The 25,786-nt window shown below is 69.4% G+C and carries 17 protein-coding genes; 9 read left to right on the forward strand and 8 right to left on the reverse strand.

All coding sequences use genetic code 11. The features are described 5' to 3' along the window. Nucleotides 1–28 precede the first annotated feature (28 nt). Both RT282_RS06010 and argE read left to right on the forward strand, forming a co-directional pair. Nucleotides 29–1,489, forward strand: coding sequence for a DEAD/DEAH box helicase (locus RT282_RS06010; protein ID WP_313312465.1), 1,461 nt, complete (start codon nucleotides 29–31; stop codon nucleotides 1,487–1,489). A 126-nt stretch (nucleotides 1,490–1,615) separates the two neighbouring features. Next, on the forward strand, nucleotides 1,616–2,776 hold the full coding sequence (argE, locus tag RT282_RS06015; RefSeq protein ID WP_313312468.1) for an acetylornithine deacetylase: 1,161 nt from the start codon (nucleotides 1,616–1,618) through the stop codon (nucleotides 2,774–2,776). 98 nt (nucleotides 2,777–2,874) lie between these two features. Here the strand turns inward: argE and RT282_RS06020 are convergent, their stop codons facing one another. The 7 genes from RT282_RS06020 to nosZ all read right to left on the reverse strand — a co-directional run bounded on the left by RT282_RS06020 (nucleotide 2,875) and on the right by nosZ (nucleotide 11,863). Beyond that, nucleotides 2,875–3,510 (reverse strand): nitrous oxide reductase accessory protein NosL, encoded by a 636-nt coding sequence (locus RT282_RS06020; protein WP_313312470.1) that lies wholly within the window; start codon nucleotides 3,508–3,510, stop codon nucleotides 2,875–2,877. Between the two features lie 11 nt (nucleotides 3,511–3,521). Continuing rightward, on the reverse strand, nucleotides 3,522–4,073 hold the full coding sequence (locus tag RT282_RS06025; protein WP_409519456.1) for a nitrous oxide reductase accessory protein NosL: 552 nt from the start codon (nucleotides 4,071–4,073) through the stop codon (nucleotides 3,522–3,524). Continuing rightward, nucleotides 4,070–4,885, reverse strand: a complete 816-nt coding sequence (locus RT282_RS06030; RefSeq protein ID WP_313312475.1) for an ABC transporter permease — start codon at nucleotides 4,883–4,885, stop codon at nucleotides 4,070–4,072. The genes RT282_RS06025 and RT282_RS06030 overlap by 4 nt, the downstream gene beginning before the upstream one ends. Before the next feature lie 15 nt (nucleotides 4,886–4,900). After that, nucleotides 4,901–5,848: an ABC transporter ATP-binding protein gene (locus RT282_RS06035; protein ID WP_313312477.1), complete on the reverse strand. Its 948-nt coding sequence runs from the start codon at nucleotides 5,846–5,848 to the stop codon at nucleotides 4,901–4,903. Continuing rightward, nucleotides 5,823–7,094, reverse strand: coding sequence for a nitrous oxide reductase family maturation protein NosD (locus RT282_RS06040; RefSeq protein ID WP_313312480.1), 1,272 nt, complete (start codon nucleotides 7,092–7,094; stop codon nucleotides 5,823–5,825). The genes RT282_RS06035 and RT282_RS06040 overlap by 26 nt, the downstream gene beginning before the upstream one ends. Beyond that, nucleotides 7,091–9,700, reverse strand: a complete 2,610-nt coding sequence (locus RT282_RS06045; RefSeq protein ID WP_313312482.1) for a 4Fe-4S binding protein — start codon at nucleotides 9,698–9,700, stop codon at nucleotides 7,091–7,093. The genes RT282_RS06040 and RT282_RS06045 overlap by 4 nt, the downstream gene beginning before the upstream one ends. Nucleotides 9,701–9,916: 216 nt before the next feature. Then, complete coding sequence (gene nosZ / locus RT282_RS06050) at nucleotides 9,917–11,863, reverse strand: TAT-dependent nitrous-oxide reductase (protein ID WP_313312483.1); 1,947 nt, start codon at nucleotides 11,861–11,863, stop codon at nucleotides 9,917–9,919. Nucleotides 11,864–12,124: 261 nt separating this feature from the next. Between nosZ and RT282_RS06055 the strand changes: the two genes are divergently transcribed. Further along, complete coding sequence (locus RT282_RS06055; RefSeq protein WP_313312484.1) at nucleotides 12,125–12,622, forward strand: c-type cytochrome; 498 nt, start codon at nucleotides 12,125–12,127, stop codon at nucleotides 12,620–12,622. Between the two features lie 20 nt (nucleotides 12,623–12,642). After that, a complete protein-coding gene (locus RT282_RS06060; protein ID WP_313312486.1) occupies nucleotides 12,643–13,719 on the forward strand; it encodes an FAD:protein FMN transferase in 1,077 nt (358 codons plus the stop codon). A gap of 108 nt (nucleotides 13,720–13,827) precedes the next feature. Here RT282_RS06060 and RT282_RS06065 read toward each other — a convergent pair whose 3' ends face one another. Further along, a complete protein-coding gene (locus RT282_RS06065; protein ID WP_313312488.1) occupies nucleotides 13,828–14,673 on the reverse strand; it encodes a symmetrical bis(5'-nucleosyl)-tetraphosphatase in 846 nt (281 codons plus the stop codon). A 344-nt stretch (nucleotides 14,674–15,017) separates the two neighbouring features. Between RT282_RS06065 and RT282_RS06070 the strand changes: the two genes are divergently transcribed. The 5 genes from RT282_RS06070 (at nucleotide 15,018) to RT282_RS06090 (ending at nucleotide 25,768) form a co-directional block, all read left to right on the forward strand. Continuing rightward, nucleotides 15,018–15,317, forward strand: coding sequence for an H-NS histone family protein (locus tag RT282_RS06070; protein WP_312304316.1), 300 nt, complete (start codon nucleotides 15,018–15,020; stop codon nucleotides 15,315–15,317). A 284-nt stretch (nucleotides 15,318–15,601) separates the two neighbouring features. Next, a complete protein-coding gene (locus RT282_RS06075; protein ID WP_313312490.1) occupies nucleotides 15,602–18,550 on the forward strand; it encodes an aconitate hydratase in 2,949 nt (982 codons plus the stop codon). A gap of 100 nt (nucleotides 18,551–18,650) precedes the next feature. Continuing rightward, a complete protein-coding gene (locus RT282_RS06080) occupies nucleotides 18,651–21,983 on the forward strand; it encodes an EAL domain-containing protein (protein WP_313312492.1) in 3,333 nt (1,110 codons plus the stop codon). After that, the gene (locus tag RT282_RS06085; RefSeq protein WP_313312495.1) at nucleotides 21,980–24,478 is read left to right on the forward strand and encodes an EAL domain-containing protein; all 2,499 of its coding nucleotides are present in this window, start codon (nucleotides 21,980–21,982) and stop codon (nucleotides 24,476–24,478) included. The genes RT282_RS06080 and RT282_RS06085 overlap by 4 nt, the downstream gene beginning before the upstream one ends. A gap of 66 nt (nucleotides 24,479–24,544) precedes the next feature. Further along, complete coding sequence (locus RT282_RS06090; RefSeq protein WP_313312497.1) at nucleotides 24,545–25,768, forward strand: FAD-dependent monooxygenase; 1,224 nt, start codon at nucleotides 24,545–24,547, stop codon at nucleotides 25,766–25,768. Nucleotides 25,769–25,786 lie beyond the last annotated feature (18 nt).

Below are 25,786 nucleotides of genomic sequence, written 5' to 3' on the forward strand. Positions count from 1 at the left end.
TTTGCTGCAGTGCGACAATAGCGGGTTGATGACACAAGCTTATTCCACCCTCGCGCTGGCCGAACCCCTGAAGCGCGCCGTAGCCGAAATGGGCTACGAGAACATGACGCCCATCCAGGCACAGGCCATTCCCGTCGTGCTGACCGGCAAGGACGTGATGGGCGCCGCCCAGACCGGTACCGGCAAGACGGCCGCCTTCTCGCTGCCGCTGCTGCAGCGCCTGCTCAAGCACGAAAACGCCTCGGCTTCGCCCGCGCGCCATCCGGTGCGCGCGCTGGTGCTGCTACCCACGCGCGAGCTGGCCGACCAGGTGGCCCAGCAGGTGGCGCTGTACGCCAAGTACACGAAACTGCGCAGCGCCGTGGTTTTCGGCGGCATGGACATGAAGCCGCAGACGCTGGAGCTGAAGAAGGGCGTCGAGGTGCTGGTGGCCACGCCCGGGCGCCTGCTGGACCACATCGAGGCCAAGAACGCCGTTCTGAACCAGGTCGAGTACGTGGTGCTGGACGAGGCCGACCGCATGCTGGACATCGGCTTCCTGCCCGATCTGCAGCGCATCCTGAGCTACCTGCCCAAGCAGCGCACCACGCTGCTGTTCTCGGCCACCTTCTCGCCAGAGATCAAGCGCCTGGCCGGCAGCTACCTGCAGGACCCGGTGGTCATCGAGGTCGCCCGCCCCAACGAGACCGCCTCCACCGTCGAGCAGCGGTTCTTCAGCGCCGACGGTGACGACAAGCGCCGCGCCATCCGCAAGATCTTGAAGGACCGCGAGCTGCGCCAGGCCTTCATCTTCGTCAACAGCAAGCTGGGCTGCGCCCGGCTGGCGCGCACGCTGGAGCGCGAGGGCCTGAAGGCCACGGCGCTGCACGGCGACAAGAGCCAGGACGAGCGCCTGAAGGCGCTGGAGGCCTTCAAGAGCGGCGAGGTCGATCTGCTGGTCTGCACCGACGTGGCCGCCCGCGGGCTGGACATCAAGGACGTGCCGGCGGTCTTCAACTTCGACGTGCCCTTCAACGCCGAGGACTACGTGCACCGCATCGGCCGCACCGGCCGCGCCGGCGCCTCCGGCCTGGCCGTCACGCTGGTGGCCGGCAGCGACACGCGCCTGGTGGCCGATATCGAGAAGCTGATCAAGAAGAAGATTGAGCTGGAGCCCATCGAGCTGGAGGGCGACCGCCCCCGCGGCCGCTTCAACGACGGCCGCCGCGCCTGGAGCGAGGGCGAGGGGCGCGGTGCATCCACCGGTGCGTCCGCAGGCTCGTCGGCACCGCACCGCAGCCCGCGCGGCGGCGGCTATCGCGCCCCCAGCGCATCGCGCGACCCCTTCTTCGACAAGCCCTACGAGCCCAGCAATGCCGCCGCCGAGGCACCCGCCAGCTGGGAGGCCACGGCCCGCACCGCGCCAGCGCGCAGCGGCATCTCGGCCAACATCAAGCCGCGGCGCAAGGTGGCGGCCCTGTTCAAGGCACCGGTGCCCGAGCCGCAGTAAGCGGCAGGCGCGTCCTTAGTCATCAAAACAGCTGCCAGGGCTTGCCAAGCAAGCGCTGGCAGCTCTTTTTTTGATAGCTTGGGCGGCACGCCTGCGCCGGCGTCCGCTCCCAGGCATGATGCGCACATGACCTGGCACAACTCCCTTCAATGGCTGCAGACCCTGGTGGCCTTCAACACCACCAGCCGTAATTCCAACCTGGCCCTCATCGAACACGTGCAGGGCGCCCTGGCGGGCCTGGGCGTGCAGGCCGAGCGGATGCATTCGCCCGATGGCACCAAGGCCAACCTGTTCGCCACCCTGCCGGCGCAGGACGGCAGCGTGCAGGGCGGCGTGGTGCTGTCCGGCCACACCGACGTGGTGCCGGTGGATGGCCAGCCCTGGAGCAGCGATCCCTTCACTCTGACGCAGCGCGGCGAGCGCCTGTACGGGCGCGGCAGCTGCGACATGAAGGGCTTCATCGCCGTGGCGCTGGCCCTGGTGCCGCAGTTCCTGGCCCTGCCGCGGCGCCAGCCGCTGCACCTGGCGCTGTCGTATGACGAGGAGGTGGGCTGCATGGGCGCGCCCGTCATGATCGACGCGCTGGTACGGCGCGGCGCGCGTTTTGACGGCTGCGTGGTGGGCGAGCCCACGTCCATGCAGGTGGTGGTGGCGCACAAGGGCATCAACCTGTACCGCTGCCGGGTGCACGGGCGGGCGGCGCATTCCTCGCTCACGCCGCGCGGCAGCAACGCCATCGAGCACGCGGCGCGGCTGATATGCCACATCCGCGACCTGGCCGAGCACTTCGCGGCGCACGGGCCATACGACGAGTTCTTCGATGTGCCCTTCACCACCCTCACCACCAACGAGATCCGCGGCGGCATCGCCGTGAACACCATCCCCGACCTGTGCGAATTCAGCTACGAGTTCCGCAACCTGCCGGGCATGTCGCCACAGTGGCTGCAGGCGCAGGTGCAGGAGTACGTGCAGGGCCAGCTGCTGCCGCGCATGCGCCGCGAGCACGAGGGCGCGCGCATCGACATCGAGCCCGTGGCCGCCGCCCCGGCGCTGCAGGCGGCCGAGGACGCCGCCATCACCCAGCTGGTGCGCGCGCTGACGGCCGACCAGGGCACGCGCAAGGTGGCCTACGGCACCGAGGCGGGGCTGTTCCAGCAGGCGGGCATCCCGACGGTGGTTTGCGGGCCGGGCTCCATCGAGCAGGCGCACAAGAGCGACGAATACGTGGAGCTGGCGCAGCTGCAGGCCTGCGAGCGCTTTCTGCAGCGGCTGGCGCAGTCGCTGTAGGGGGACAAAAAATGCATGAAAAACGGCTTCATCGCCCGCCAGTCAAGCGCTGATAGCTATCTTTTCAGTAGCAAGCCGGGTGCCTGCCCGGGCTGCCCTCAGTGCACCCCGTGGCCGCCGCTGCCCGCCAGCGAGGCAATGAGGTCCCGGCCCACCTCGCCGTAGCCCAGCACGCGGCCGCCGCGGCGCTGAGCGAAGGCCTGGGCCGCCTCGCGTGTGGCAAACGCCGGCAGGTTGCCCGCGCGCATCGGGCCGCGGGCGCTGGAGCGGTGCACGTACCAGGCGCGGCGCGCGTCCAGCCACGTGCCGGGGCCGGCGCCGGCGTCGGTGACGTAGTGCGCGGCGATGGCCTGCGGCGCGCGGCCGGGGCTGTAGCGCCGGGGCTCGTGCAGGTACATGAACAGCGACAGGGGCGAGTCGAAGAAGTGCGCGTCGCCACCCTCGAAGATCAGCTGCGCCGCCCACTCGGGCGCGCGCTCGGGGAACATGCCGCAGACCGGGCAGCGGGCGCCGGCCGGCAGGGGCCGCGCCGCCGCCAGGTCCAGGCCGCTGGCCGGGTCGTAGGGCGTGGCCGGGGCGACCAGGCAGACGTCGTCCTCGGGCAGCCCGGCCGCGCCGGCGCCCGGCGCCAGGGCCCGCCACTGCCGCCAGCCCAGCGCGCCGGCGGCGCCGGCCGCGCCGACGAGGGCGGCGGCCAGCCAGGCGCGGCGGTGGACGAGGGCGATGGCGGCCATGGTCGCAAGGCCTACATGCGGGTGTCGTGCAGCGCGCCGCCGCTCAGGTCCACCATGTCGGGCTTGACGTCGCCATAGCGCATGACCTTACCGCCGTACTCGCCAGCGAACTTCGTGGCGTCCGCCTCCTGGGCGAAGCTGGCGATCGTCGGGCCCATGGAGCCGTGGCGCTTGCTGCCCAGCACGTAGAAGGCGCCCTTGGCGTCGATCCAGTGGCCCTGGGGTTCTTCCCACTTCGCCTGGCCCATGTCCTGCACCCAGGCGGCGCGCACGGCGCGCACCTGCTCGCCGGCCAGCATGGTGCTGAAGAACTCCACGGTGTCGCAGAAGAACGAGGGCTTGTCTTGGCCCGCGAAGACCACCTGCGCCTTGGGGCCGGGGTAGTCGGCCAGCAGCATGCCGTCCAGCTCGCAACTCGTGCCGCGGTCGATCTCCAGAGGCGCCAGCGCCTGCTGGCTGCTAGCGCCCTGGTCGCCGCAGGCGGCCAGCAGGCCGGTGGCGGACAGGGCGGCGAGGGCGGCCAGGCCCAGGGCGCGGCGGCGGTTCATGCAGTGGCAGTTCATGGCTTGAATCTCCAGTTGGCAAGCGCCAGGGGCAGCACGATCCAGGCGAGCATCACGCCGCCCATGGTCAGGGGGTTGCCCAGCGACGCGGGCACGACGCTGGCCAAGCCGTACAGGGTGCGCACGTCCTCGAGCGAGAACACGTTGAGGATGCGGAACACGTCCGCGGGGTTGAGCAGCAGCAGCCAGGCGAAGGCATCGCCCGCGAAGCGGCCGCCGGTGGTGACCAGCAGGCCGAGCACTAGCAGGTCGAACACCAGTACGAAGAAGAACCACGTGGCGATGGCCAGGCCGGAGGCGCGCGTGCGCTCGCGTGCGAGCACCGACAACAGCACCGCCAGGCTGAGGAACGCCAGGCCCAGCAGCACCGACGAGATGATGAAGCCGCCGTAGTGGTACAGCGCGGCGGCGTTCATATGCCGCCACAGCAGGAGCGCCACCGAGCCGAATCCGGTCAGCGTGGACAGCGTGAGCGCCAGCGCCAGACCCAGGTATTTGCCCAAGAGCAGCTCCAGCCGGGTGATGGGCAAGGCCAGCAGCAGATCCAGCGAGCCGCGCTCGCGCTCGCCCACGATGGCGTCGAAGCCCAGCAGCAGGGCGATCAGCGGAATCAGGTAGATGACCAGGCTGACCAGGCTGGCGATGGTGAACTCGATGGAGCGAAAGCCCACCTGGCCCTGCTGCGCGCCGCCGAAGTAGGCGATGACCAGGGAGAACGCGGTGAACACCAGGGCCACCGCCAGCACCCAGCGGTTGCGCATGCGATCGCGGAACTCCTTGGCCGCGATGGTGAAGATCTGGGACAGTTCCATGGATGTCGGGCTTTGTCAGGCAGAAAAGCCGAAGAACACGTCTTCCAGCGAGGGTTCGATGAGTTTCACGTCGCGTGCGCGCGCACCCAGGGCGGCCACCGCCGCCAGCACGGCCATCTTGTGCTCGCGCATGCACTGCAGGCGCAGGCCGGTGGCCATCACTTCGGGCTGCACGCCCGTGGCATGGAGCAGCGCGGCGGCGGCGGCGGGGCGGTCGGCCTCTGCCACCTGGAGCTCCACCGTCAGCGGCATCTGCGTGCGTTCGCGCAGCTGCTGCACGCTGCCCACGGCCTGCAGCCGACCGGCGGCCAGGATGGCCAGGCGGTCCACACGCTCCTGCAGCTCGGCCAGGATGTGCGAGGTGATGACGACGGTGACGCCGCCGGCCTGCAGCTCGCGCAGCGTGGCGTAGAAGTCGCGGATGGCTTGCGGATCCAGGCCGTTGGTCGGCTCGTCCAGGAACAGCACGCGCGGGCTGCCCAGGAGCGCCTGCGCAAACCCCAGGCGCTGGCGCATGCCCTTGGAATACTCGCGCACCGGCCGCTTGCCGGCGTGGGCCAGGCCCACGCGCTCCAGCATCTGCGGGCATTGGCTCAGCGGCGCGCCCTTCAGGCGGGCGAAGAAGCGCAGCGTCTCCAGGCCGTCCAGGTTGTCGTAGAGCACCACGTTCTCGGGCAGATAGCCCAGCTGGCGCCGCGCTGCGCGGGCGCCGCGCCCGGCAATCGGCGCGCCGGCCACACGGATGTCGCCGGCCGTGGGCGTGACCAGGCCCAGCATCATCTTGAACAGCGTGCTCTTGCCCGCGCCGTTGTGGCCGATCAGGCCGAAGATCTCGCCCGCAGGGATGTCCAGGTCCACACCGTCGACGGCGTGCAGCGCGCCATAGTGCTTGCTCACGCCGCGCAGGTGGATGGCCAGCGCCTCGCTGGCCGGACGGTCATTGGCCGGGGAAACGCTTACCACGCCATTCGCTCCAGTCGTTATGGGCGGGCCGCATGCGCGGGTGGGGGTCCACCACCGAGGGGGCCCGCAGGATGGGAAATTGCCGGCCCACCAGGCGCAGGGCCTGCACCGCGGGGCTGGCCAGCAGCAGCTTGACGGCGGGGTGGCGCCAGGTCAGGCGGTCCACCATGTCGTTGGCCTCGTAGGGCACATCGCCCCGGCCGTCGCCGTCGCGGTCCCAGCCCAGGTAGTTGCTCCAGTGGTTGCCGCTCTTGGTGCCCCAGGGCTCGTCGCGCGCGCCCACGTAGCGCACCTGTTCGCGGTTGCCGATCAGGTCGTTGCCCTCGACCTCGTTGTTCTTGGAGCCCGCCGCCAGGTGCACGCCCACGGTGTTGTCCACGATCAGGTTGCCGTTCAGGTGGATGTATTCCACGTCGTAGATGAAGAAACCCCGGCTGTTGCCGGCCACGACGTTGTTCTCGATGACCGAGTCCTGCAGCGTGCGCAGCATGATGCCGTGGTCGGAGTTGCCCCAGGCGCGGTTGTTGCGCACCTCCTGGTGGCGTACCTCCATCAGCGCCAGGCCGCCGCGGTTGTAGTACGTGTCGTTGTCCTCCCACAGGTTGTAGTAGGAGTTCATGTAGTGCGTGCCGTAGCGGCTGTGGTGCAGCTTGTTGCCCTTGAACAGCGCGTTGTGCGAGACGTCCACGTACAGCGCGTCGCGCACGAAGCTGATCTCGTTGTTGAGAATCTTGGCGCGCTTGGTGTTGTACAGCTGCACCCCGTTGCCGCGCTGGGGGGAGGCGTACTCGCGCTTGCCGGTGATGTTGTTGTGCTCGATGAGCACGTCGTCGGCTTTTTCGATCCACAGACCGAACAGGTTGTAGGCCAGGTCGCAGCGGCGCACGACGGCCCGGTGCGCTCCGGGGTAGATGTAGATGCCGGCGTTCTGCTCCTTCAGGCTGTCACCCGAGTCGCGCACGATCAGGCCTTCGATGAGCACATCCGGCGCCGTGACGCGGATGGTGTCGTTCTGGTTGCCGCCACTGATGGTGGGGCGGTCGATGCCGCGCAGGGTGAGCGGCTTGTCGATCAGCAGGTTGGCGCGGTAGTGGCCGCGCGCGACTTCCACGGTGTCGCCGGGCTGCGCCGCCTGCACGGCGGCGGCCAGGTCGTCGCCCGGGCGCACGCTCACGGTAGCCGCCTGGCAGGCCCCGGCGATCCACAGCGCCAGGGCCGCACTTAAGTGGGTGATGCTGCCCTTCATGGGGTGAACAAGCCCAGTGCCTGCAGCACCAGGAACAGCGCCGCGCCGATCATCAGGTTCTTGAAGCCCACGTAACTCATCATGTCCATGATGCCAGCGATGCGGTAGTTGTCGCGCCACCACGGGCCGTCCTTGACGTAGCGCCGGCCCGACAGGCGGATCAGCACCTCGTACACGCTCCAGCCGAACCACCAGCCGATGATGGCGCCCGAGGACAGGTGCCCCAGGGCCGTCATGACCCAGGCCACGGTGGCCGCCACGGCCAGCGACAGGCCGGCGATCTGCAGCGCGCGCTGGCTGCGCCAGCCCTCGGCGCTCCAGGGCCACAGGTGGTCGCGCAGCTCCAGCAGCAGCCAGCGCACGAAGCCCACGCCGCGCTTGTGCGCCGGCAGGGTGGGGTCGGTGGGCATGCGCGGGTCCACGCCGTCCCGTGCCTTGGGCAGGATCTGGTCCTCGACCTTGGCCGGGTGGATGGGGATGAAGTAGCCGTTCTTGCCGATGGGCGTGATCTCCAGGCCGTCCTTTTCGCGGCGCTTGCGTTCCTTGGCCAGGGGCGGGCAGCCCTTGGTGTCGGTGTACAGGATCATGCAGTCCAGGCAGTGCAGGCACTCGCGGTGGTCGATGCGGCCATCGGCATCGATGGCCTGCGCGCCGCAGCCCACGGCGCAGGCCTTGCAGCTGTTGCAGTCCTGCTTGCGCTTGAGGCCAAACCAGCGGAACGTGCTGGGCATGGCCAGCGAGGCGCCCAGCGGGCAGATGTACTTGCAGTAGGGCCGCTCGATGAAGATGGACACGCCCAGGATGGCGGCCACGAACAGGCCGTAGGGCCAGGCGCGGTTCATCACACCGACCAGGAAGGTGGTCTTGAAGGGCTCGACCTCGGCCAGCTTCTCGGCCAGGCCCATGGAGAACATGGACACCGTGAGCAGGACGAAGAACACCGCGTACTTCACCCACTTCAGGCGGTCATGCCACTTCTGCGGCAGCTTGGTCTGGAAGCGCCCCAGGCCAATGGCGCGAGAGATCTTGTAGATGCCCTCCTGCAGCGAGCCGAACGGGCACATCCAGCCGCAGAACAGCCCGCGTCCGAACAGGAACACCGTGACGATGATGAAGATCCAGAACAGGAAGATGAACGGATCGGACAGGAACAGCGACCAGGTCCACTGGAACAGGATGGAGTGGAACCAGGTCAGCACCTGCGTGATGGACGGCTGGGCCATGTAGCCGAAGCCGATCCAGAAGATGCTGATGGCCCAGAAGGTGTACTTGAAGCCGTTGACCGGCCACTTGTTCTTGTGCGTGGACAGGCGGGTGAGCTTCTCGCGCAGGGCGTAGACCACCGTGACGGCCACCAGCAGCAGCGCGAACAGGCTGATGGGCAGGGCCTGCGACTTCCAGATACGCACCCAGGGCGCGGCCGGCTCCTCGACCTTCGGGCGGCCGCCTTCGAGCAGAGCGGCGGGCAGCCAGTACTTGGACTCGAACACCGCGAAGCTGCGGTGGCCCGTGGCGCGGTCCACGCGGTTGCCCAGGAAGGCGAACTTCCAGGGGTAGGCGGCCGAGAACGAGGGCGAGCGGATGATGAAGATGCTCGATTCGGTGTAGCGCGGCGCGCCGGCCGCGTCCAGGCCGTAGAGGTTGAGCGAGTCCAGGTCGCGGAAGGTGAACGAGTCCGCCCCCTGCTTGACCTGCACCCGGTCGAAGATGCCGCCGCGCACGAAACCCGAGCCCTTGAAGGACTCGTCGCCCGCCGTCTTGATGACGAACAGGGCGTTCTCGCCCTCGTGCAGGCGCGAGCGCAGGTTCTCAAAACCGTTCTTGCCCAGCAGGCTGGTGCCGATGTCGGGGTGATTCAGGTCGCCAAACCACAGCTCGATGAAGGGCTCGGGGCCGCGCGGCAGGCCTACCTGTTCGGGCTTGACGAGCAGGCGCTGCACGGCGCCCATCTGCACCAGCTGGGCCCAGTCGTACGTCTGGCCGCTGGCGACGAAGCGCGCCGGCTCGCGCACCGTGGGGGCGATGATGCCGGTCTGGCGCGCCACGGCGGAGCCGGAGGCCATGACCACCTGGTTCTGCGCGACGACGGTGACGGTGGCGCCGGAGATGGCGTCCACGCCGATCACGTTCTCGTCGGGGCGCGAGGGGCCGACCTCGATGGTGTCGGTGACCGACTTGCCGACGTACTGGTTGTTGAAGTTGATGAGCGCCGACTCGGGGATGCCCAGCAGCAGGATGGGCTCGGAGTGCTTGAGCACCTTGATGCCGACGAAGTGCCCTTCCTTGTCCATGCCGATCAGTGTGACCACCGGCTTGCCGGAATACGCCGGCGTGTCGGTGATGTCGGTGGACAGCATGACGTAGCCCAGCAGCGTGCCGCCGGGGGCGTCGTAGGCCTCCACGTAGGGCGGCTGGCCCTTGCGCTCGGAGAAATGCCCCGCTTTCGGGAAGACCTCGGCGCAGGGCAGCAGGGCGCACATGTCCGGCGCGGTCGCCAGGTTGGCCGGCAGCTCGGCCTCGTACGCACCTGCATGGACGCGCGGCGCCAGCAGGGACAGCAGCAAGGCCAGGAGAAAAGCGGCGAACCGGAAACCGTGGGCAGGCATGGCACTACTTATTTGATAGCTGCCAGCGCTTGCCTGGTCAGCGTTAGAAGCCAATTTGGCTTTAAAAGAGGGCGCGATCTCCATTACTGGCGCGACCGATCCCAGCAGACACCGTGGATCTGGCTTTGCCAGTCCGCCGGTGTCGTCCCCCTTCCCAGCGCGCAGCGCGCCAGAGAAGGGGGAAGGCCCGTCAGCGCCTCAGGGGGATGTGCCGAATCACGGCTCCACGATCATCCGCGTACGCATCTCCAGGTGCAGCGCGTGGCAGAAGTGCGTGCAGTAGGCCCAGAACACGCCCGGCTTGTCGGCGATGAAGGTCACCGACTTGGTCTCCAGCGGATTCACGATGAAGTTGACGTTGTAGTTCGGAATGGCGAAGCCGTGCGTCAGGTCCTCGATCTTGTCCAGGTTGGTCAGGATCAGCGTGACCTCGTCGCCCTTCTTCACCGTGAACTCGCGCAGGCTGAAGGCCGGCGCCTGCGAGGTGATCTTCACCGTGACCTTCTTGCCGTTCCTCGTCACGCCCGACTCCTTGGGATCCGTGATGGCCAGCGGGAAGTCGTCGTGCGAGTACACCTGCTTGGGCTTGAGCAGGTCGCGCTTGAAGATGATGAAGTCGTGCGGCTCGCCGCGCACCGGGTGGTCGGCCAGCAGCACCATCTTCTCGCCGCTGATGTCGATCAGCTGCTCGTTCTCGGGGTGCAGCGGGCCCACGGGCAGGAAGCGGTCCTTGGAGAACTTGCAGCCCACGGCCAGGATCTTGCCGTCGGCGGCGCGCGTCTCGGACTGCGAGCCGTTGATGTGGCCGGGCTGGTAGTGCACGTCCAGGCGGTCCACCACGTACTTGGCGCTCTTGTCGCCGGCGTGGAACTTGATGGCGGCGTCCACGTTCCACTTGACCACCTGGCTGTCTAGGAACAGCGTGGTGTAGGCGTTGCCGCGGCCGTCGAAGGCGGTGTGCAGCGGGCCCAGGCCGATTTCCACCTCGGCGACGATGGCGTCGTCGAGCTTTTCCATCTTGCCGTCGAACCAGTCCAGCACCTTGGCCAGCTCGATCACCGTGGCGGTGGGCGAGAGCTTGCCGGCGCAGATGAAGTACTTGGCGTCGGGCGAGGCGTTCACGCCGTGGGGGTTCTTGGGCACGCTCACGTAGGCGGTCAGCGCGGTCTTGGGGTCCTTGTTGGACTCGCGCGTACCGTCCACCACGGGCACCTTGGAGGTGCCGATGGTCTTGAACTTGCCGGCCTTCACGGCCTCTTCGATGCGGGCGATGTTGAAGAACAGGCAGGCATCGCGCTCGGCGGACATCATGTCCTCGTAGTGGATGCCGTTCTCGACGTTGTACTGGTTGGTGGCGGCCAGCTTGCCGTCATACGACGTGGCCGTCAGGTCGCAGTTGCCGTCGATCAGCACCTGCCAGCGCACTTCCATGCTCTCGGCGTCCACGCAGGTGAACATCGAGCGGTACTTCTCGGGGTTGTTGATGTCCTGGCCGTTGTTAGGCAGCGGAATGGCGAACTCGCCGCCGCAGAACACGCGCGTGGTGTAGTTGATGGCCGGATCGACCGGGTCGGCCTTGTCCGGAAAGATGCCGTGAAAGCCCTGCACGTTGGGCAGCTCGGTGATCTTGTCGCAGACGAAGTAGTCCAGGCGCACGCGGGCGATGCGGCTGTTGATCTTGTCGTTGATCCAGGCGTAGCGGCCGTCGTAGTTGCCGTCCTTGTAGGAGGCGTGCGTGTGGTGCGTGTCGGCGACGGTGTACTTCAGGCTGCCATCGGGCTTGGTGCCCATGACGGCCTTGGATTCGTTGGTGATGCCCCAGCCCACCAGCGCGTCCGGCACGAAGCAGGGGACGCGGTGGATCTCGCGGCCCGAGGGCAGGCCCAGGATGCGCATGTCGCCCGTGTGGCCGCCGCTCCAGATGCCGTAGTAGGTATCGAGCTCGCCGGGCTTGAGGTGGACATTGGTGCCACCGGCGGCGCTGGCCACGGGGGCGGGCGCCGGTGCCGGAGCGGCGGCCCCGCTGGCGGCGGGCGCGGCAGCGGGCTTGTCGTTGCACGCGGCAACGCCCACGGTCAGGCCGGCCAGCGCGGCCGAGTTGAGGAAGCGGCGACGGCCCAGGCCGGCGGTTTCCTTGGTCGAATTCTCTGTCTTGTTGCTCATGGAGTCCTCTCGGGGGATTGGCAGGGAAGAACGGTGGTTCGCGCGGCGCGGCAGGGGAGAAGCGGTGCATAGGCCGCCGGGACGGGCTGGGGCAAATATTCACACCTAATGTTTCTTTTTGAATTGATGTGAATCAATAAAAATATTAGAAAAACTCCCACACTGCATCCGCATGCAAAGCGCATGATCGGAGCCCGCCGCGTCGCGGCCCCCCTGCGGCGCTCTAACGGTTTGCAACCACTGATAGAAAGAAAGGCTTTCATGTACAAGAAGACAACCCTCGCGATGGCCCTGGCCTGCTCGGTCCTGCTGCTGACCGCCTGCGGCAAGAACGACACCCCCGCGCCCACGGCGCCCGCTCCGGTCAGCGAGGCTCCGGCCCCCGCTCCCGCCGCCGCGCCCGAGCCGACGCCCACGCCCGCTCCCGCCGCCGAATCCGCCCCTGCCGCAGCGCCTACCGCTGACGCCTCCGCCGCCGCTGGCGGCGCCACGCCCGTCGCCAGCCTGGACGCCGGCAAGAGCGTGTTCAACAAGACCTGCGCCCTGTGCCACTCTGCCGGCGTGGCCGGCGCGCCCAAGCCGGGCGACAAGGAGGATTGGGGTCCGCGCATCGCTCAGGGCAAGGACACGCTGTACAAGCACGCCATCGAAGGCTTCACCGGCAGCAAGGGCATGATGCCCGCCAAGGGCGGCGCCGCTTCCCTGTCGGACGACGAGGTCAAGTCCGCCGTCGACTACATGGTCAGCCAGTCCAGCTGACCAGGAGGAGAGCGCGCACCATGAAGGCTGATCTGCCCTGCACGCCGTCCCTGCGCGGCCAGCTGTCGCGGCGCCGCTTTGCGCTGGCGCTGCCGCTGCTGGCCGGGCTGCCCCATCTGGCCGGCGCGGCCACGGCGCCCGCCGGTGGTGCTCCGGCGCTGGCGCGGCACAGTCGCGAACTGATGGGCACCCGCGTGGACATCGCCGTGCCGCTGTCGGGCGCGGTGACGCAGCAGCAGGCGGGCCGGGCCATGGAGCGCGCCTTCGCCGAGATGCAGCGCCTGGAGGCGCTGATGAGCCGCTATCGGCCGGACAGCGACATTGCCCGCCTGGCCGCCGCCGCCGGGCGCCAGCCCGTGCGCGTGGCGCCCGAGGTGCTGGCCGTGCTGCGCACCGCGCAGCGCCTGCACCAGAGCAGCGCCGGCGCGTTCGACCCCACGGTCGGCGCGCTGGACGGCTGGCACTTCGGCGGCGCCCCGCAGGCGGTACCGGCCACGGCCGAGATCGCCCGTGGCCTGCGCCTGGTGGATGGCCGCGCGCTGGTGCTCGACGAGCGCGCCGGCACGGCCTATCTGGCCCGGCCCGGCATGCGCCTGGACCTGGGCGGCGTGGCCAAGCTGCCCATCCTGCAGGCCGGCCTGCAGGTGCTGGCGCGCGAAGGCGTAGCCGATGCGCTGGTCAACGGCGGCGGTGACGTGCTGGTGGCCGGCAGCAACCAGGGGCAACCTTGGCGCGTGGGGGTGCGCGACCCGGCCGCGCCCCAGCGGCTGCTGGGCGTGCTGGCGCTGCAGGGCCGCGCGGTGGTGGCGTCGTCGGGCGACTACGAGCGCGGTTTCGAGTACCAGGGTCGGCGCCTGCACCATGTGCTGGATCCGCGCACCGGCTGGCCGACGCACGGCGTGCACGGCGTGGCGCTGCTGGCGCGCGATGTGGACGAAGTCAACGGCTGGGGCACGGCACTGATGGTGCAGGGCCCGGCCCAGGCCGCCGCCTGGTCTGTGCGCCACCCGGGCGTGGAACTGCTGGTGGCCGGCGTGGACGGCACCCGCTGGACGTCGCCCGGCATGACGGCGCGCCTGCAACCCGTGGCCGCCTAGCTAGCATTCACCTTAAAAAAAATAGCTGCTGGCGCTTGCCCTGCCTCGTTTTCAGCCATAAAAGTGGTTGAAAACGGCCAGGAATAAGCGGAAGCAGCTATTTTTTCGCTAGCGCCCCGGCGCTTGCGCCTGCGGGCAGTGCACCTCGAAGAACTCGCGCTCGGCCAGCGTGGCCCCCAGGCGCACGGCGGTGAGGCAGCCGCCCCAGACACAGCCCGTGTCCAGCCCCAGCAGGTCGGGGCGGTCCAGACGGCCCAGCGTGGACCAGTGGCCGAAAGCGATCAGCGTGCCGGCGCTGCGCCGCTGTGGCGCGTCGAACCACGGCAGCAGTCCCGGCGGCGCCTGGCTGGCGCTCTCGGCGCTGTCGAAATCCATGCGGCCCTGCGGCGTGCAAAAGCGCAGCCGCGTGAAGGCGTTGACGATGACGCGCAGGCGGTCGGCACCGGCCAGATCGGCGCTCCACTGTGCCGGTGCGTTGCCGTACATCTGCGTCAGAAAGGCAGGCAGGGCGTCGCCCTGCAGCGCCTGCTCCACCTCCGCGGCATGGCCCAGCGCGTCCTGCACGCCCCACTGGGGCAGCAGCCCGGCGTGCAGTGCCAGGAAGTGCCCGCCGCCATGCGCCACCTGCCGCGCCAGGGGCTGACGGCGCAGCCACTGCAGCATGGTCTCGCGGTCCTGGGCCTGCAGGATGCCGTCCAGCGTGTCGCGCCGCGAAGGCGGGCGCACGCCGTGGGCCACGGCCAGCAGGTGCAGGTCGTGGTTGCCCAGCACCGGCAACAGGCTGCCTTCCAGCGCCATGCAGCGGCGCAGCACGGCGGCCGATTCCGGTCCGCGGTTGACCAGGTCGCCCAGCAGATAGACGGTATCGCGGCTGGGTGAAAAGCCGATGTGCGACAGCAGCCGCTCCAATGCGTCGCCGCAGCCCTGTATATCGCCTACGCAGTAAATGCTCATCGGGTTTTTTCGTCGTCAGTGTCGAGAATGGCCGCCGATTGTCGCGCAAGGAGCGCTGGGGGCTGGGCTTCGGCCGGGAATGTCGGGCTCGGGGTGCAATAGATGAATCCGTTAGTAACTAACAGGAATGCAAGGAGACGAGAAGCTGGTGAGGGCAGGGAGCTTTCAGCCGCTTCTCATCATTTGGACTGGCTGTGGCAGCCCTTTGCAGCACCGGGTCAGGTTCAGGTATGCAAGAGAGTTAAATAACGTGAATGAATACCGCGCAGCGGCTATGCAATGTCTATAATCGCCCGGCGTATTCGATACACCTTCCTCCACGTTTTCTCATCCTCCTGACCATCATGAATGAAACCAGCTACAAGGATCTCCTGAAGCAGCGCGAAGCGCTGGAGCAGCAAATCAACGAAGCCCGCCAGCGCGAGCTTTCCACGGCCGTGACCCGCGTGCGTGAATTGGTGGCTGAATATGGATTGACGCAGCAGGACGTGTTCCCGGCTGGCCGCGCGGCTCGTGCGGCTTCCGGCCCGGCCGCCAAGGTGGCGCCCAAATACCGCAATCCCGCCACCGGCCAGACGTGGACGGGCCGCGGCAAGCCGCCGCGCTGGATCCAGAACGAAGACCGCGAGAAGTTCGCCATTTAAGGCTAACCCGGCGCCGCTCTGCTGCGCCGGCTTTCTGTCTGATGTGCTGACTCCGTGCGCTGCCATTGCAGTGCATGTGCGTAGTTTTACGAATAGCCCGCCATGTGCGGGCTTTTTCCTTTGGAAGGCTATATCCCGGCAAGGGACAGTCAATATGCGGGGCGAAAGCGGGGTGCCGCTGGTATCCGGGAGTTTCCGGCCGCCGCCGCAAGGCCCCCGATTTGGCATTGACCGGCCGGGCTGCCAGAATGGGACCAGTGTTGTCAACGAAATGGAGTCGTCCCATGTCTGCAGTTTCCTCCGAGAACAAGAATTCCAACGCCGGCGCGCATGCCTTCGCGTCCACCGTCCAGAGCTTTGCCACCGCTTCCGGCCGCCAGGGCCGGTTTTTCTCGTTGCCTGAACTGGCGCGCCAGTTTCCCTCCGTCAACCGCCTGCCCCTGTCCATTCGCATCGTGCTGGAATCGGTGCTGCGCAACTGCGACGGCCGCAAGGTGACGCCCGAGCACGTGGCCCAGCTGGCGCAATGGAACCCCACCGCACCGCGCAAGGACGAGATTCCCTTCATCGTCTCGCGCGTGGTGCTGCAGGATTTCACCGGCGTGCCGCTGCTGGTAGACCTGGCCGCCATGCGCAGCGCCGCGCAGCGCCTGGGCAAGGAGCCGCGCAAGATCGAGCCGCTGGTGCCCGTGGACCTGGTGGTGGACCACTCCATCATGGTCGACCACTACGGCACGCCCAACGCGCTCGACCTGAACATGAAGCTGGAATTCCACCGCAACCGGGAGCGCTACGAGTTCATGAAGTGGGGCATGCAGGCCTTCGACACCTTCGGCGTGGTGCCTCCGGGCTTCGGCATCGTGCACCAGGTGAACCTGGAATACCTGGCGCCCGGCGTGCACCATAGCCAGGACGGTTTGTACTACCCCGACACCCTGGTGGGCACCGACAGCCACACCACCATGATCAACGGCATCGGCGTGGTCGGCTGGGGCGTGGGCGGCATCGAGGCCGAGGCGGCCATGCTGGGCCAGCCGGTGTACATCCTCACGCCCGACGTGGTCGGCTTCGAGTTGACGGGCCAGCTGCGCGAGGGCGTTACCGCGACCGACCTGGTGCTCACCGTCACCGAGATGCTGCGCAAGGCGAAGGTGGTGGGCAAGTTCGTCGAATTCTTCGGCGAGGGCACGCGCTCGCTGGCTGTGCCCGATCGCGCCACCATCGGCAACATGGCTCCCGAGTACGGCGCCACCATGGGCTTCTTCCCCGTGGACGAGAAGACGCTGGACTACTTCCGCGGCACCGGCCGCAGCCAGGAAGACATCGAGGCGCTGGAGGCCTACTTCCGCGCGCAGGGCCTGTTCGGCGTGCCCAATGCGGGCGACATCGAATACTCGCAGGTGCTGCGCCTGGACCTGTCCAACGTCACGCCCAGCCTGGCCGGCCCCAAGCGGCCGCAGGACCGCATCGAGCTGGACAACGTCTGCCACCAGTTCACCTCGCTGTTCTCCAAGCCCATGGCCGACGGCGGATTCAACCAGCCGTCCGAACTGCTGCACACCCGCCACCAGGTGCGACATGGCGAAGCCGAGGCGCGCGACACGGCGCCCGAGGCGGGCCCTACGCCGCCCGGCGCACCGCGCTTTCTGGAGGAGATGGAGAACAACAAGCCCAAGCTGGAGGTGGCGCATGACGAGGCCGCCGGCGCCACCTCGCTGCCGGAGAGCGAATCGGACTTCAGCCTGGGCAACGGCGACGTGCTGATCGCCGCCATCACCAGCTGCACCAACACCTCCAACCCCAGCGTGCTGCTGGCGGCGGGCCTGTTGGCCAAGAAGGCGGTGGAGGCGGGCCTGACCGTGCAGCCACACATCAAGACCTCGCTGGCCCCAGGCTCGCGCGTGGTGACCGAATACCTCACTCAGGCCGGCCTGCTGCCCTACCTGGAAAAACTGGGTTTTGCGCTGGCCGGCTACGGCTGCACGACTTGTATCGGCAACGCGGGCGATCTGGCGCCAGAGATCAATGAGGTCATCACCCGCAACGACCTGGTGTGCGCAGCCGTGCTGTCGGGCAACCGCAACTTCGAGGCGCGCATCCACCCCAATATCAAGGCCAACTTCCTGGCCAGTCCGCCGCTGGTGGTGGCCTATGCCATCGCCGGCACCATGCTGCGCGACCTGACCTCCCAGTGTCTGGGCCGGGGCAAGGACGGGCGCGAGGTGTTTCTGCGCGACATCTGGCCCACCAGCGAGGAAATCCACGCGCTGATGAACTTCGCCATGAACGGCCAGGCCTTCCGGGAGAACTACGCCAAGGTCAAGACCGACCCTGGCGCGCTGTGGAACTCCATCCGCGGGGTGACGGGCGAGGTCTACTCCTGGCCGCAAAGCACCTATATCGCCGAGCCGCCGTACTTTGATAATTTTGCTATCAGTTCAGGAGCTGACAGCGCAGTTGTGGCGGGCGCTGGAGGCCAAAATGACACTGCATCCGTGCAGGGCGCGCACATCATGGCCCTGTTTGGCGACTCCATCACCACCGACCACATCTCTCCGGCTGGCGCCATCAAGCAGGACGGTCCCGCTGGCCGGTGGTTGATGGAGCACGGCGTGGAGCGCCTGGACTTCAACAGCTACGGCTCGCGCCGCGGCCACCACGAAGTCATGATGCGCGGCACCTTCGCCAACGTGCGCATCAAGAACCTGATGATCCCGCCGCTGGAGGACGGCTCGCGCGAGGAAGGCGGCCTGACCCTGTACCAGGGCGAAGGGCCGCAGCGCGGCGTCAAGATGTCCATCTTCGACGCCGCCATGCAGTACCTGGCAGCCGGCCGCTCCACCGTGGTGCTGGCCGGTGAAGAGTACGGCACCGGCTCCAGCCGCGACTGGGCGGCCAAGGGGACGCAGCTTCTGGGCATCAAGGCCGTGGTAGCCAAGAGCTTTGAGCGCATCCACCGCTCCAACCTGGTCGGCATGGGCGTGCTGCCGCTGCAGTTCCGCGGCAACGACTCCTGGCAGACCCTGGGCCTGAAGGGCGACGAGCTGATCGACATCCTGCCCGACGCCGAGCTGACGCCGCAAAGCGAGGCCCGCATGGTTATCCGCCGCGCCGACGGCAGTGTGGTGCAGGAGGTGGCACTGACCCTGCGCATCGATACCCCCATCGAGGTGGACTACTACCGCGCCGGAGGCATCCTGCCCTACGTGCTGCGCCAGCTGCTGGTCGGCTGAGCCCGTCGCTACGCGAGGCCGGGAGGACCCTGAGGCCGCACCCCCCGGCGGCCCGGTAGACTTGTATCCATATGTTTGGATGCTTGCAGCGCGCGCTTCGATGAATACGCGCTCCCCTCTGCCGCCCCTTCCCGGACTCGGCGACCGCTCCTCGGGCAGCCCCTGGGCCACGGTGGGCTGGGTGGCGCTGTCCGTGGCGCTGGTGGCCGGCGCCTGCCTGGCGGGCCGGGGCTTGGACGAGACCACTTGGCGCCTGCTGGGACGGCTGATAAACGCCGCGGTGCTGCTGACCGGCCTGCTGGCGGTGGCCATCTCGCTACAAAGCCTGGACGTGCGCGAGCAGCCGCGCTCCAACGTGCTGGTTGTCGGTCTGGCGCTGGCACTGGTGCTGGGCGCCGTACACGCCGCGATGGTGTTGGGCTTCCAGGGCGTGCCGCCGCCTGCTTCGGCGCTGCTGCCCATGCTGTCCCACGCGGCCGAAGCTGCCGCGCTGCTGGTCTTCGCCCAGCGCTGGCGCGCCGCCGGGCGCAGCCTGGCCTGGCTGGCGGGCGCCCTGGCCCTGGGGCTGGCAACGGCCTGGCTCGGCTTGCGCCTGCCGCTGTCCCTGGCCGATGCGCCGCAGCTGCTGGCCACCGCGGCCTGGGCCAACGCTGTGGCTTTCGCCCTGGCCGGGCGACTGCTGTGGCGGCGCAACCCGCGCGGCGTGCGCCGGCGCAACGGACGGCTGCAACTGGTGGGTACGGCCGCGCTGTGTCTGGCCGCGGCCGAGCTGCTGCTGGCCCTGCTGCAGACATTGGCAGACCCCGCGTCCCGCCTGGCGCTGCTGCCCCAGGGGCTGCGGCTGGCCGGCTACGTGCTGCTCCTGCAGGCCATGTACATCTCCGGGGTCAAACTGCCCTACGAGCGTGCACGCCACGCCGAGGCGCGCATGCGCGAGGGCGAGGTGCGCCTGCAGCTGCTGGGGCGCAACCTGCCGGGCACCGTGCTGTACCAGCAGGTGCGCGAGGGACCGGGCGCCAGCCGCTTCGTGCACATGAGCGAGGCCGTCGAGCGGCTGCTGGGCCTGAGCGCGCAGCAGGTGATGCGCGATGCCCAGCTGCTGTACGGCCTGATACTGCCGGAAGACCGCTCCCTGAGCAGCTGGGCGCTGGAGCATTCCTACCGCACCCGTGGCGTGAGCGAATGCGTGGTGCGCATGCGCCGCGCCGACGGCGCGGTGCGCTGGGTGCGCATGAGCGCCTCGCCGCGCCAGCAGGGCGACGGCGGCACCATTTGGGACGGCGTGCTCAGCGACGTCACCGAGCAGCGCGAGGCCGAGCGCCTGGCGCGCGAGCGCGACGAGCAGCTGGCCAGCGTGCTGCAGCACCTGCCCGCCGGCATCTCCCGCATTGATCCGCAGGGCCGTGTGCTCTACGTCAACCCGGTGCAGGCGGCCGCGCTGCGCTGCGCCCCGGCGGCGCTGGAGGGCCAGCAGGCGCGCGACGTGGTGCCCGCCCACATCATGGACCGCATGCAGGCGCCGCTGGAGCGCGCCCTGCGCGGCGAAACCGCCGTCACCGAGCTCAGCGTGGTGGGGCACAAGCATCGCGTGGACTGGCACGTCACGTTCGTGCCCGAGCGGGTGGGCGCGGGGCCGGTCAATGCCGTGGTCGTCTTTGCCTATGACGTGACCGAGCAAAAGCGCCTGGCCCAGGCCCTGGGTCAGCAGCGCGCGCAGCTGGCCAGCCTGGTCAACACCATCCCCGACCTGGTCAGCCTCAAGGACGCACAGGGCCGCTACCTGTCGGCCAATCCGGTGTTCGAACGCTTCATCGGCCGGCCCGAGCAGGCCCTGGTCGGCCAGACCGACGCCCAGCTGCTGCCCGCCCAGGAGGCGCGCCGCATCCGCGCCCTGGACAAGCGTGCCATGGCTGCCTGGCAGCCGCTGGTGGTGGAGGAGACGCTGAGCTTTGCCGAGGACGGCTACCAGGGCCGCTTCGAAACCGTCAAGACCGCCACGCACGACGCCCACGGCCGGGTCAACGGGGTGCTGAGCATCAGCCGCGACATCACCGACCGCCAGCGCGCCGCGCAGGAGATCGAGCGGCTGGCCTTCTACGACGCGCTCACCGGTCTGCCCAACCGACGCCTGCTGCTGGACCGGCTGGAGCACGCCCTGGCCAACGGCCTGCGCCACCAGGGCCTGGGTGCGCTGCTGTTCATCGACCTGGACAACTTCAAGGACCTGAATGACACCCTGGGCCACGACATGGGCGACCAGCTGCTCGCCCGCGTGGCGGGGCGGCTGCAGGAAGGCATGCGCGAGAGCGACACCGTAGCGCGGCTGGGTGGGGACGAGTTCGTGATCATGCTGGAAAACCTGGGTGCGGACCCGACGCAGGCTGCGGCCTGCGTGGAGCAGGTGGGTGCCAAGCTGCTCTCCGTGTTGAACGAGCCCTACGCCATGGCCGGGCAGCAGCACCACAGCACGCCCAGCATAGGCGCCACATTGTTCGGCCAGGAGCGCTGCACCGTCGAGGAGCTGCTCAAGCGCGCCGACCTGGCCATGTACCAGGCCAAGGCGGCAGGGCGCAACACGCTGCGCTTTTTCGACCCTGCCATGCAGCAGGCGGTCAACGAGCGCGCCCAGCTGGAGGCCGACCTGCGCCTCGCCCTGGCGCGCGGCGAACTGGTGGTGCACCTGCAGCCGCAGATGGACGGGCGCACCCAGCTGTGCGGCGCCGAGGCGCTGGTGCGCTGGCAGCATCCCGAGCGCGGCCTGCTGGGGCCGGTGCACTTCATCCCGCTGGCGGAGCAGACCGGCCTCATCGTGCCGCTGGGTCGTCAGGTGCTGCAGGCCGCGTGCCGCCAGCTGGCGCGCTGGGCCGGCGACGAGGCGGCGCGCGAGCTGGCGATCTCCGTCAACGTCAGCGCGCGGCAGTTCCGCCACCCCGGCTTCGTGCAGGAGGTGCTCCAGGTGGCCGCCGAGGCGGGCGCCCCGCTGCACCTCCTGAAGCTGGAGCTGACCGAAACCCTGCTGCTGGGCGACGTGGAAGACACCGTGCAGCGCATGCGCCAGCTGCGCGAGCATGGCGTCAGCTTCTCGCTGGATGATTTCGGCACTGGCTACTCGTCGCTGAGCTACCTCAAGCAGCTGCCACTGTCGGAAATCAAGATCGACCAAGGCTTCGTGCGCGACCTGCTCACCGACCCCAACGACGCGGCCATCGTGCGCACCATCCTGGCGCTGGCGCGCAGCCTGGACCTGCAGGTCGTGGCCGAGGGCGTGGAGACCGAAGGCCAGCTGCATTTCCTGCGGCGCCACGGCTGCGGGGGCTTCCAGGGCTGGCTGTTCGGGCGGCCGGGGGGGATCACCGAATTCGAGCAAGATCACCTGCCAGGCCTGCATCAGCCGGCGCGGCAGTGCAGGCAGCAGCAACCGGAGATCGCATGACGAGCACGACGCGCATCGCCTGGATCGATGCCGACGCCGCCCACGCGCGGCGCGCCCTGGGCTTGCTGGCACTGAGCGGGCAGGGCTGGCTGGCGCTGCAGGTGCCGCAGCCGGACTTCGGCGCCGCGCCCGCCCAGGGCTGGAGCGCCGTGGTGCTGTGCCTGCCGCCCGGCGCTGCGGAGCTGCCCGCCTGGGCCGGTGCCGATGGCCCCGACCCGCTGCTGCTGTGCGTCTGGCCGCAACAGGAAGGCTTGGCCGCCCGCGCGCTGCGCCACGCCGCCCGCTCCGGGCGCCGCTGCGACTACCTGCTGCGCGGGACCGGTGGCGACCATGTGCCCGAGCTGCTGCAGCGCCTGGGCGCCCTCGTGGACCAGCCGCCCGTGCCCCGGGCGGGCAAGGCGGAGGCCGGCGCGCAGGAGCAGCTGGACCACATGCGCACGGCCCTGGCCAGCATGAGCCAGGGCATCTTCCAGACCGGGCCGGACGGGCGCATCAACGTCTACAACCAGCGCGTGCTGGAGCTGCTGGAGCTGCCCGAATCCCTCATGGCCCGGCGCCCCACGCTGGCCGAGCTGACGCAGGTGCAGATCAGCCGCGGCGACTACGGCCAGAGCTTCGGCCTGATCGACGAGCGCGGGCGCGACTACGTGCGCAGCGGCGCCGCAGGCGACTCGCCCGCGGTGTACCGGCGCCACACCCTGGACGGCCGCACGCTGGAGGTGCGCACGCAAGTGCTGCCCGACGGCGGCCTGGTGCGCACCTTTGCCGATGTGAGCGACTACGTGCGCGTGCACACCGAGCTGCAGCGCAGCGAGGCACGCTTTCGCAGTCTGTGCGACCTGTCCTCCGACTGGTACTGGGAGCAGGACGCGCAGGGTCGCTTCACCGACATCGCCGGCGTGGCCGCACACCGCGACACGCGGCTGCAGGCCCTGCGCGGGCACACGCTGTGGGATGTCGGTGCGGCCAATATGGGCGATGCCGAATGGACGGCGCACCGCGAGCGCCTGGCCGCGCGCCAGCCCTTTCGCGAGCTGGAGCTCAAACGCGTGGAGCCCAGCGGAGAGAGCTCCTGGATCGCCCTGAGCGGCGAGCCCATCGTCAGCGCGCGCGGCACCCTGCTGGGCTACCGCGGCGTGGGGCGCGACATCAGCGAGCGCAAGCGCGTGGAGGGCGAGATCGAGCGACTGGCCTTCTACGACGCGCTCACCGGCCTGCCCAACCGCCGCCTGCTGCTGGACCGCCTGCAGCGCAGCTGCGCGGGTCTGCAGCGCAGCCGCCGCCACTGCGCGCTGCTGTTCATCGACCTGGACAACTTCAAGGATCTGAACGACACCCGCGGCCATGATGTGGGTGACCGCCTGCTGAGCATGGCGGCGCAGCGCCTGCGCCAGTGCGTGCGCGCCAGCGACACCGTGGCGCGCTTCGGCGGCGATGAGTTCGTGGTGCTGGCCGACGGCCTGCCGAGCGAGGTGCGGGAGGCGCGCGAGGGCGCGCAGCGCCTGGCGCGCAAGATCGCCGGCGCCATGGCACGGCCCTTCCCGCTGGGCGACGGCTATTCGCACCACACCACCTGCAGCATGGGGCTGACGCTGTTCAACCACCCGGCGCAGCCGGCCGACGAGCTGCTCAAGCAGGCCGACTTCGCCATGTACCAGGCCAAGGCCGCCGGGCGCAACGCGCTGCGTCTGTTCGACCCCGGCGTGCTGGCGCAGATGCGCGCACGCACCGAGCTGGAGACCGAGCTGCGCCACGGCCTGGCCCGCGGCGAGCTGCTGCTGCATTACCAGCCGGTAGTCAACGCCGCTGGCGCCATCCTTGGCGCCGAGGCGCTGGTGCGCTGGCAGCATCCCACGCGCGGGCTGGTGCCGCCGGGCGAATTCATCGCCCTGGCCGAGCAGACCGGCCTCATCCTGCCCCTGGGCCGCTGGGTACTGGAGACCGCCTGCATGCAGCTGGCCGCCTGGGCCGCGCGGCCGGCCATGCAGTCGCTGGTGCTGTCGGTCAACGTAAGCGCGCGCCAGTTCCGCCAGGGCGAATTCGCCAACCAGGTGCTGGCCGCCCTGCGCGCCAGCGGCGCGCCGCCCCAGGCGCTGCGCCTGGAGCTGACCGAAAGCCTGCTGCTAACCGACACCGAGGAGATGATCGCCAAGATGGACTACCTGCGCGCGCAGGGCGTGGGTTTCTCGCTGGACGATTTCGGCACCGGCTACTCCTCGCTGTCCTACCTCAAGCGCCTGCCGCTGGACCAGCTCAAGATCGACCGGGGCTTCGTGCGCGACGTGCTCACCGACTCCAACGACGCGGCCATCGTGCGCACCATCCTGGCGCTGGCGCGCAGCCTGGACCTGGACGTGGTGGCCGAGGGCGTGGAGACTGCCAGCCAGCTCGACTTCCTGCGCCGCCACGGCTGCCCGGCCTTCCAGGGCTACCTGTTCGGACGGCCGGCGCCAGCGGCGGTGCTGGAGCAGGCCATGGCCCCCGTCTCCCCCTAGCGCCGCTGCTGCCTGGTCGACGTGCAGCTGCGCAGACGGGCGCGCCAGCGCCGACAATCGCAGCCCATGCAACAACAGATTCTGGTGGCCGGCGGCGGCATCGGCGGCCTGGCCGCGGCGCTGGGCGCCGCCCGCGCCGGCTGGGAGGTGCGGCTGTACGAACGCGCGGGCGCCTTCACCGAAGTGGGTGCCGGTGTGCAACTGGGCCCCAACGTCGTGCGCCGGCTGCAGGCGTGGGGCCTGCAGGGCCCGCTGCAGGCGGTGGCGGCCTTTCCGCAGCGCCTGGCCGTGCGCAGCGCGCGCAGCGGCGCCGAACTGGCGTCCATGCGCCTGGGCAGCCACATCATCGAGCGCTACGGCGCCGCCTACGCCACCATCCACCGCGCCGATCTGCACGGCGTACTGCTGGCCGCCGTGCAGCCGCTGCCCGGCGTGTATCTGAACGTCGGCCACACGGTGCAGCAGCACGCGCAGGAGGGCAGCGCCGTCACCTTGCGCCTGCTGCGCCAGCGCGACGGCCGCGTGATCGAGGTGGAGGGCGACGCCCTGGTCGGGGCCGACGGCCTGCGCAGCGGCACGCGCGCGCAGCTGCTCGGCGAGGCGCCCACGCGGGTGTCCGGCCACCTGGCCTACCGCGCCGTGGTGCGCCAGGACGCGCTGCCCGCGGCCCTGCGCTCGCAGCAGGTCACCGCCTGGCTGGGCCCGAGGCTGCACGTGGTGCACTACCCGCTGCGCGGCGGCGAGCTGCTGAACGTGGTGGCCATCCGCCACGGCCAGGCGCCTGCGGACCTGGACGGCTGGGACCACGGCGCCAATGCCGCCGAGCTGGAGGCCGCCCTGGCCCGCACCTGCACGCCGCTGCAGGATCTGGTGCGCGCCGTGCCGCAGGCCGGCAGCGGCTGGCGCCTGTGGCCGCTGGCCGACCGCCTGCCCGTGGCTGGCCCGCACGAGATGGCCAGCGGCCTGGTGGCCCTGCTGGGCGATGCCGCCCACCCCATGCGCCCGTACCTGGCTCAGGGCGCGGGCATGGCCATCGAGGACGCCGCCGAGCTGCAGCGCGCCTTGGCCATGGACGACCTGGAGGTGCCGCTGCGCCTGCGCCGCTACGCGCTGAACCGCTGGCAGCGCAACGCCCGGGTGCAGGAGCGCTCGCGCCGCAACGGCGTCATCTTCCACGCCCGCGGCCCGCTGCGCTGGGGGCGCGACGCCAGCCTGCGCCTGCTGGGCGAGCGCATTCTGGACGTGCCCTGGCTGTACCGCGGTGATGGTTCCAGCGCCAGTTCGCTCTGAAAATAATAGCTGCTGGCG

Source organism: Pulveribacter sp., from assembly GCF_032079985.1.
Lineage (GTDB): Bacteria > Pseudomonadota > Gammaproteobacteria > Burkholderiales > Burkholderiaceae_C > Melaminivora.

Bases quoted from the DNA above. Each gene is read 5' to 3' on its own strand.
- RT282_RS06010 (WP_313312465.1), top strand. From the start codon at position 29: ATGACACAAGCTTATTCCACCCTCGCGCTGGCCGAACCCCTGAAGCGC.
- argE (WP_313312468.1), top strand. From the start codon at position 1,616: ATGACCTGGCACAACTCCCTTCAATGGCTGCAGACCCTGGTGGCCTTC.
- RT282_RS06020 (WP_313312470.1), bottom strand. From the start codon at position 3,510: ATGGCCGCCATCGCCCTCGTCCACCGCCGCGCCTGGCTGGCCGCCGCC.
- RT282_RS06025 (WP_409519456.1), bottom strand. From the start codon at position 4,073: ATGAACTGCCACTGCATGAACCGCCGCCGCGCCCTGGGCCTGGCCGCC.
- RT282_RS06030 (WP_313312475.1), bottom strand. From the start codon at position 4,885: ATGGAACTGTCCCAGATCTTCACCATCGCGGCCAAGGAGTTCCGCGAT.
- RT282_RS06040 (WP_313312480.1), bottom strand. From the start codon at position 7,094: ATGAAGGGCAGCATCACCCACTTAAGTGCGGCCCTGGCGCTGTGGATC.
- RT282_RS06045 (WP_313312482.1), bottom strand. From the start codon at position 9,700: ATGCCTGCCCACGGTTTCCGGTTCGCCGCTTTTCTCCTGGCCTTGCTG.
- nosZ (WP_313312483.1), bottom strand. From the start codon at position 11,863: ATGAGCAACAAGACAGAGAATTCGACCAAGGAAACCGCCGGCCTGGGC.
- RT282_RS06055 (WP_313312484.1), top strand. From the start codon at position 12,125: ATGTACAAGAAGACAACCCTCGCGATGGCCCTGGCCTGCTCGGTCCTG.
- RT282_RS06060 (WP_313312486.1), top strand. From the start codon at position 12,643: ATGAAGGCTGATCTGCCCTGCACGCCGTCCCTGCGCGGCCAGCTGTCG.
- RT282_RS06065 (WP_313312488.1), bottom strand. From the start codon at position 14,673: ATGAGCATTTACTGCGTAGGCGATATACAGGGCTGCGGCGACGCATTG.
- RT282_RS06070 (WP_312304316.1), top strand. From the start codon at position 15,018: ATGAATGAAACCAGCTACAAGGATCTCCTGAAGCAGCGCGAAGCGCTG.
- RT282_RS06075 (WP_313312490.1), top strand. From the start codon at position 15,602: ATGTCTGCAGTTTCCTCCGAGAACAAGAATTCCAACGCCGGCGCGCAT.
- RT282_RS06080 (WP_313312492.1), top strand. From the start codon at position 18,651: ATGAATACGCGCTCCCCTCTGCCGCCCCTTCCCGGACTCGGCGACCGC.
- RT282_RS06085 (WP_313312495.1), top strand. From the start codon at position 21,980: ATGACGAGCACGACGCGCATCGCCTGGATCGATGCCGACGCCGCCCAC.
- RT282_RS06090 (WP_313312497.1), top strand. From the start codon at position 24,545: ATGCAACAACAGATTCTGGTGGCCGGCGGCGGCATCGGCGGCCTGGCC.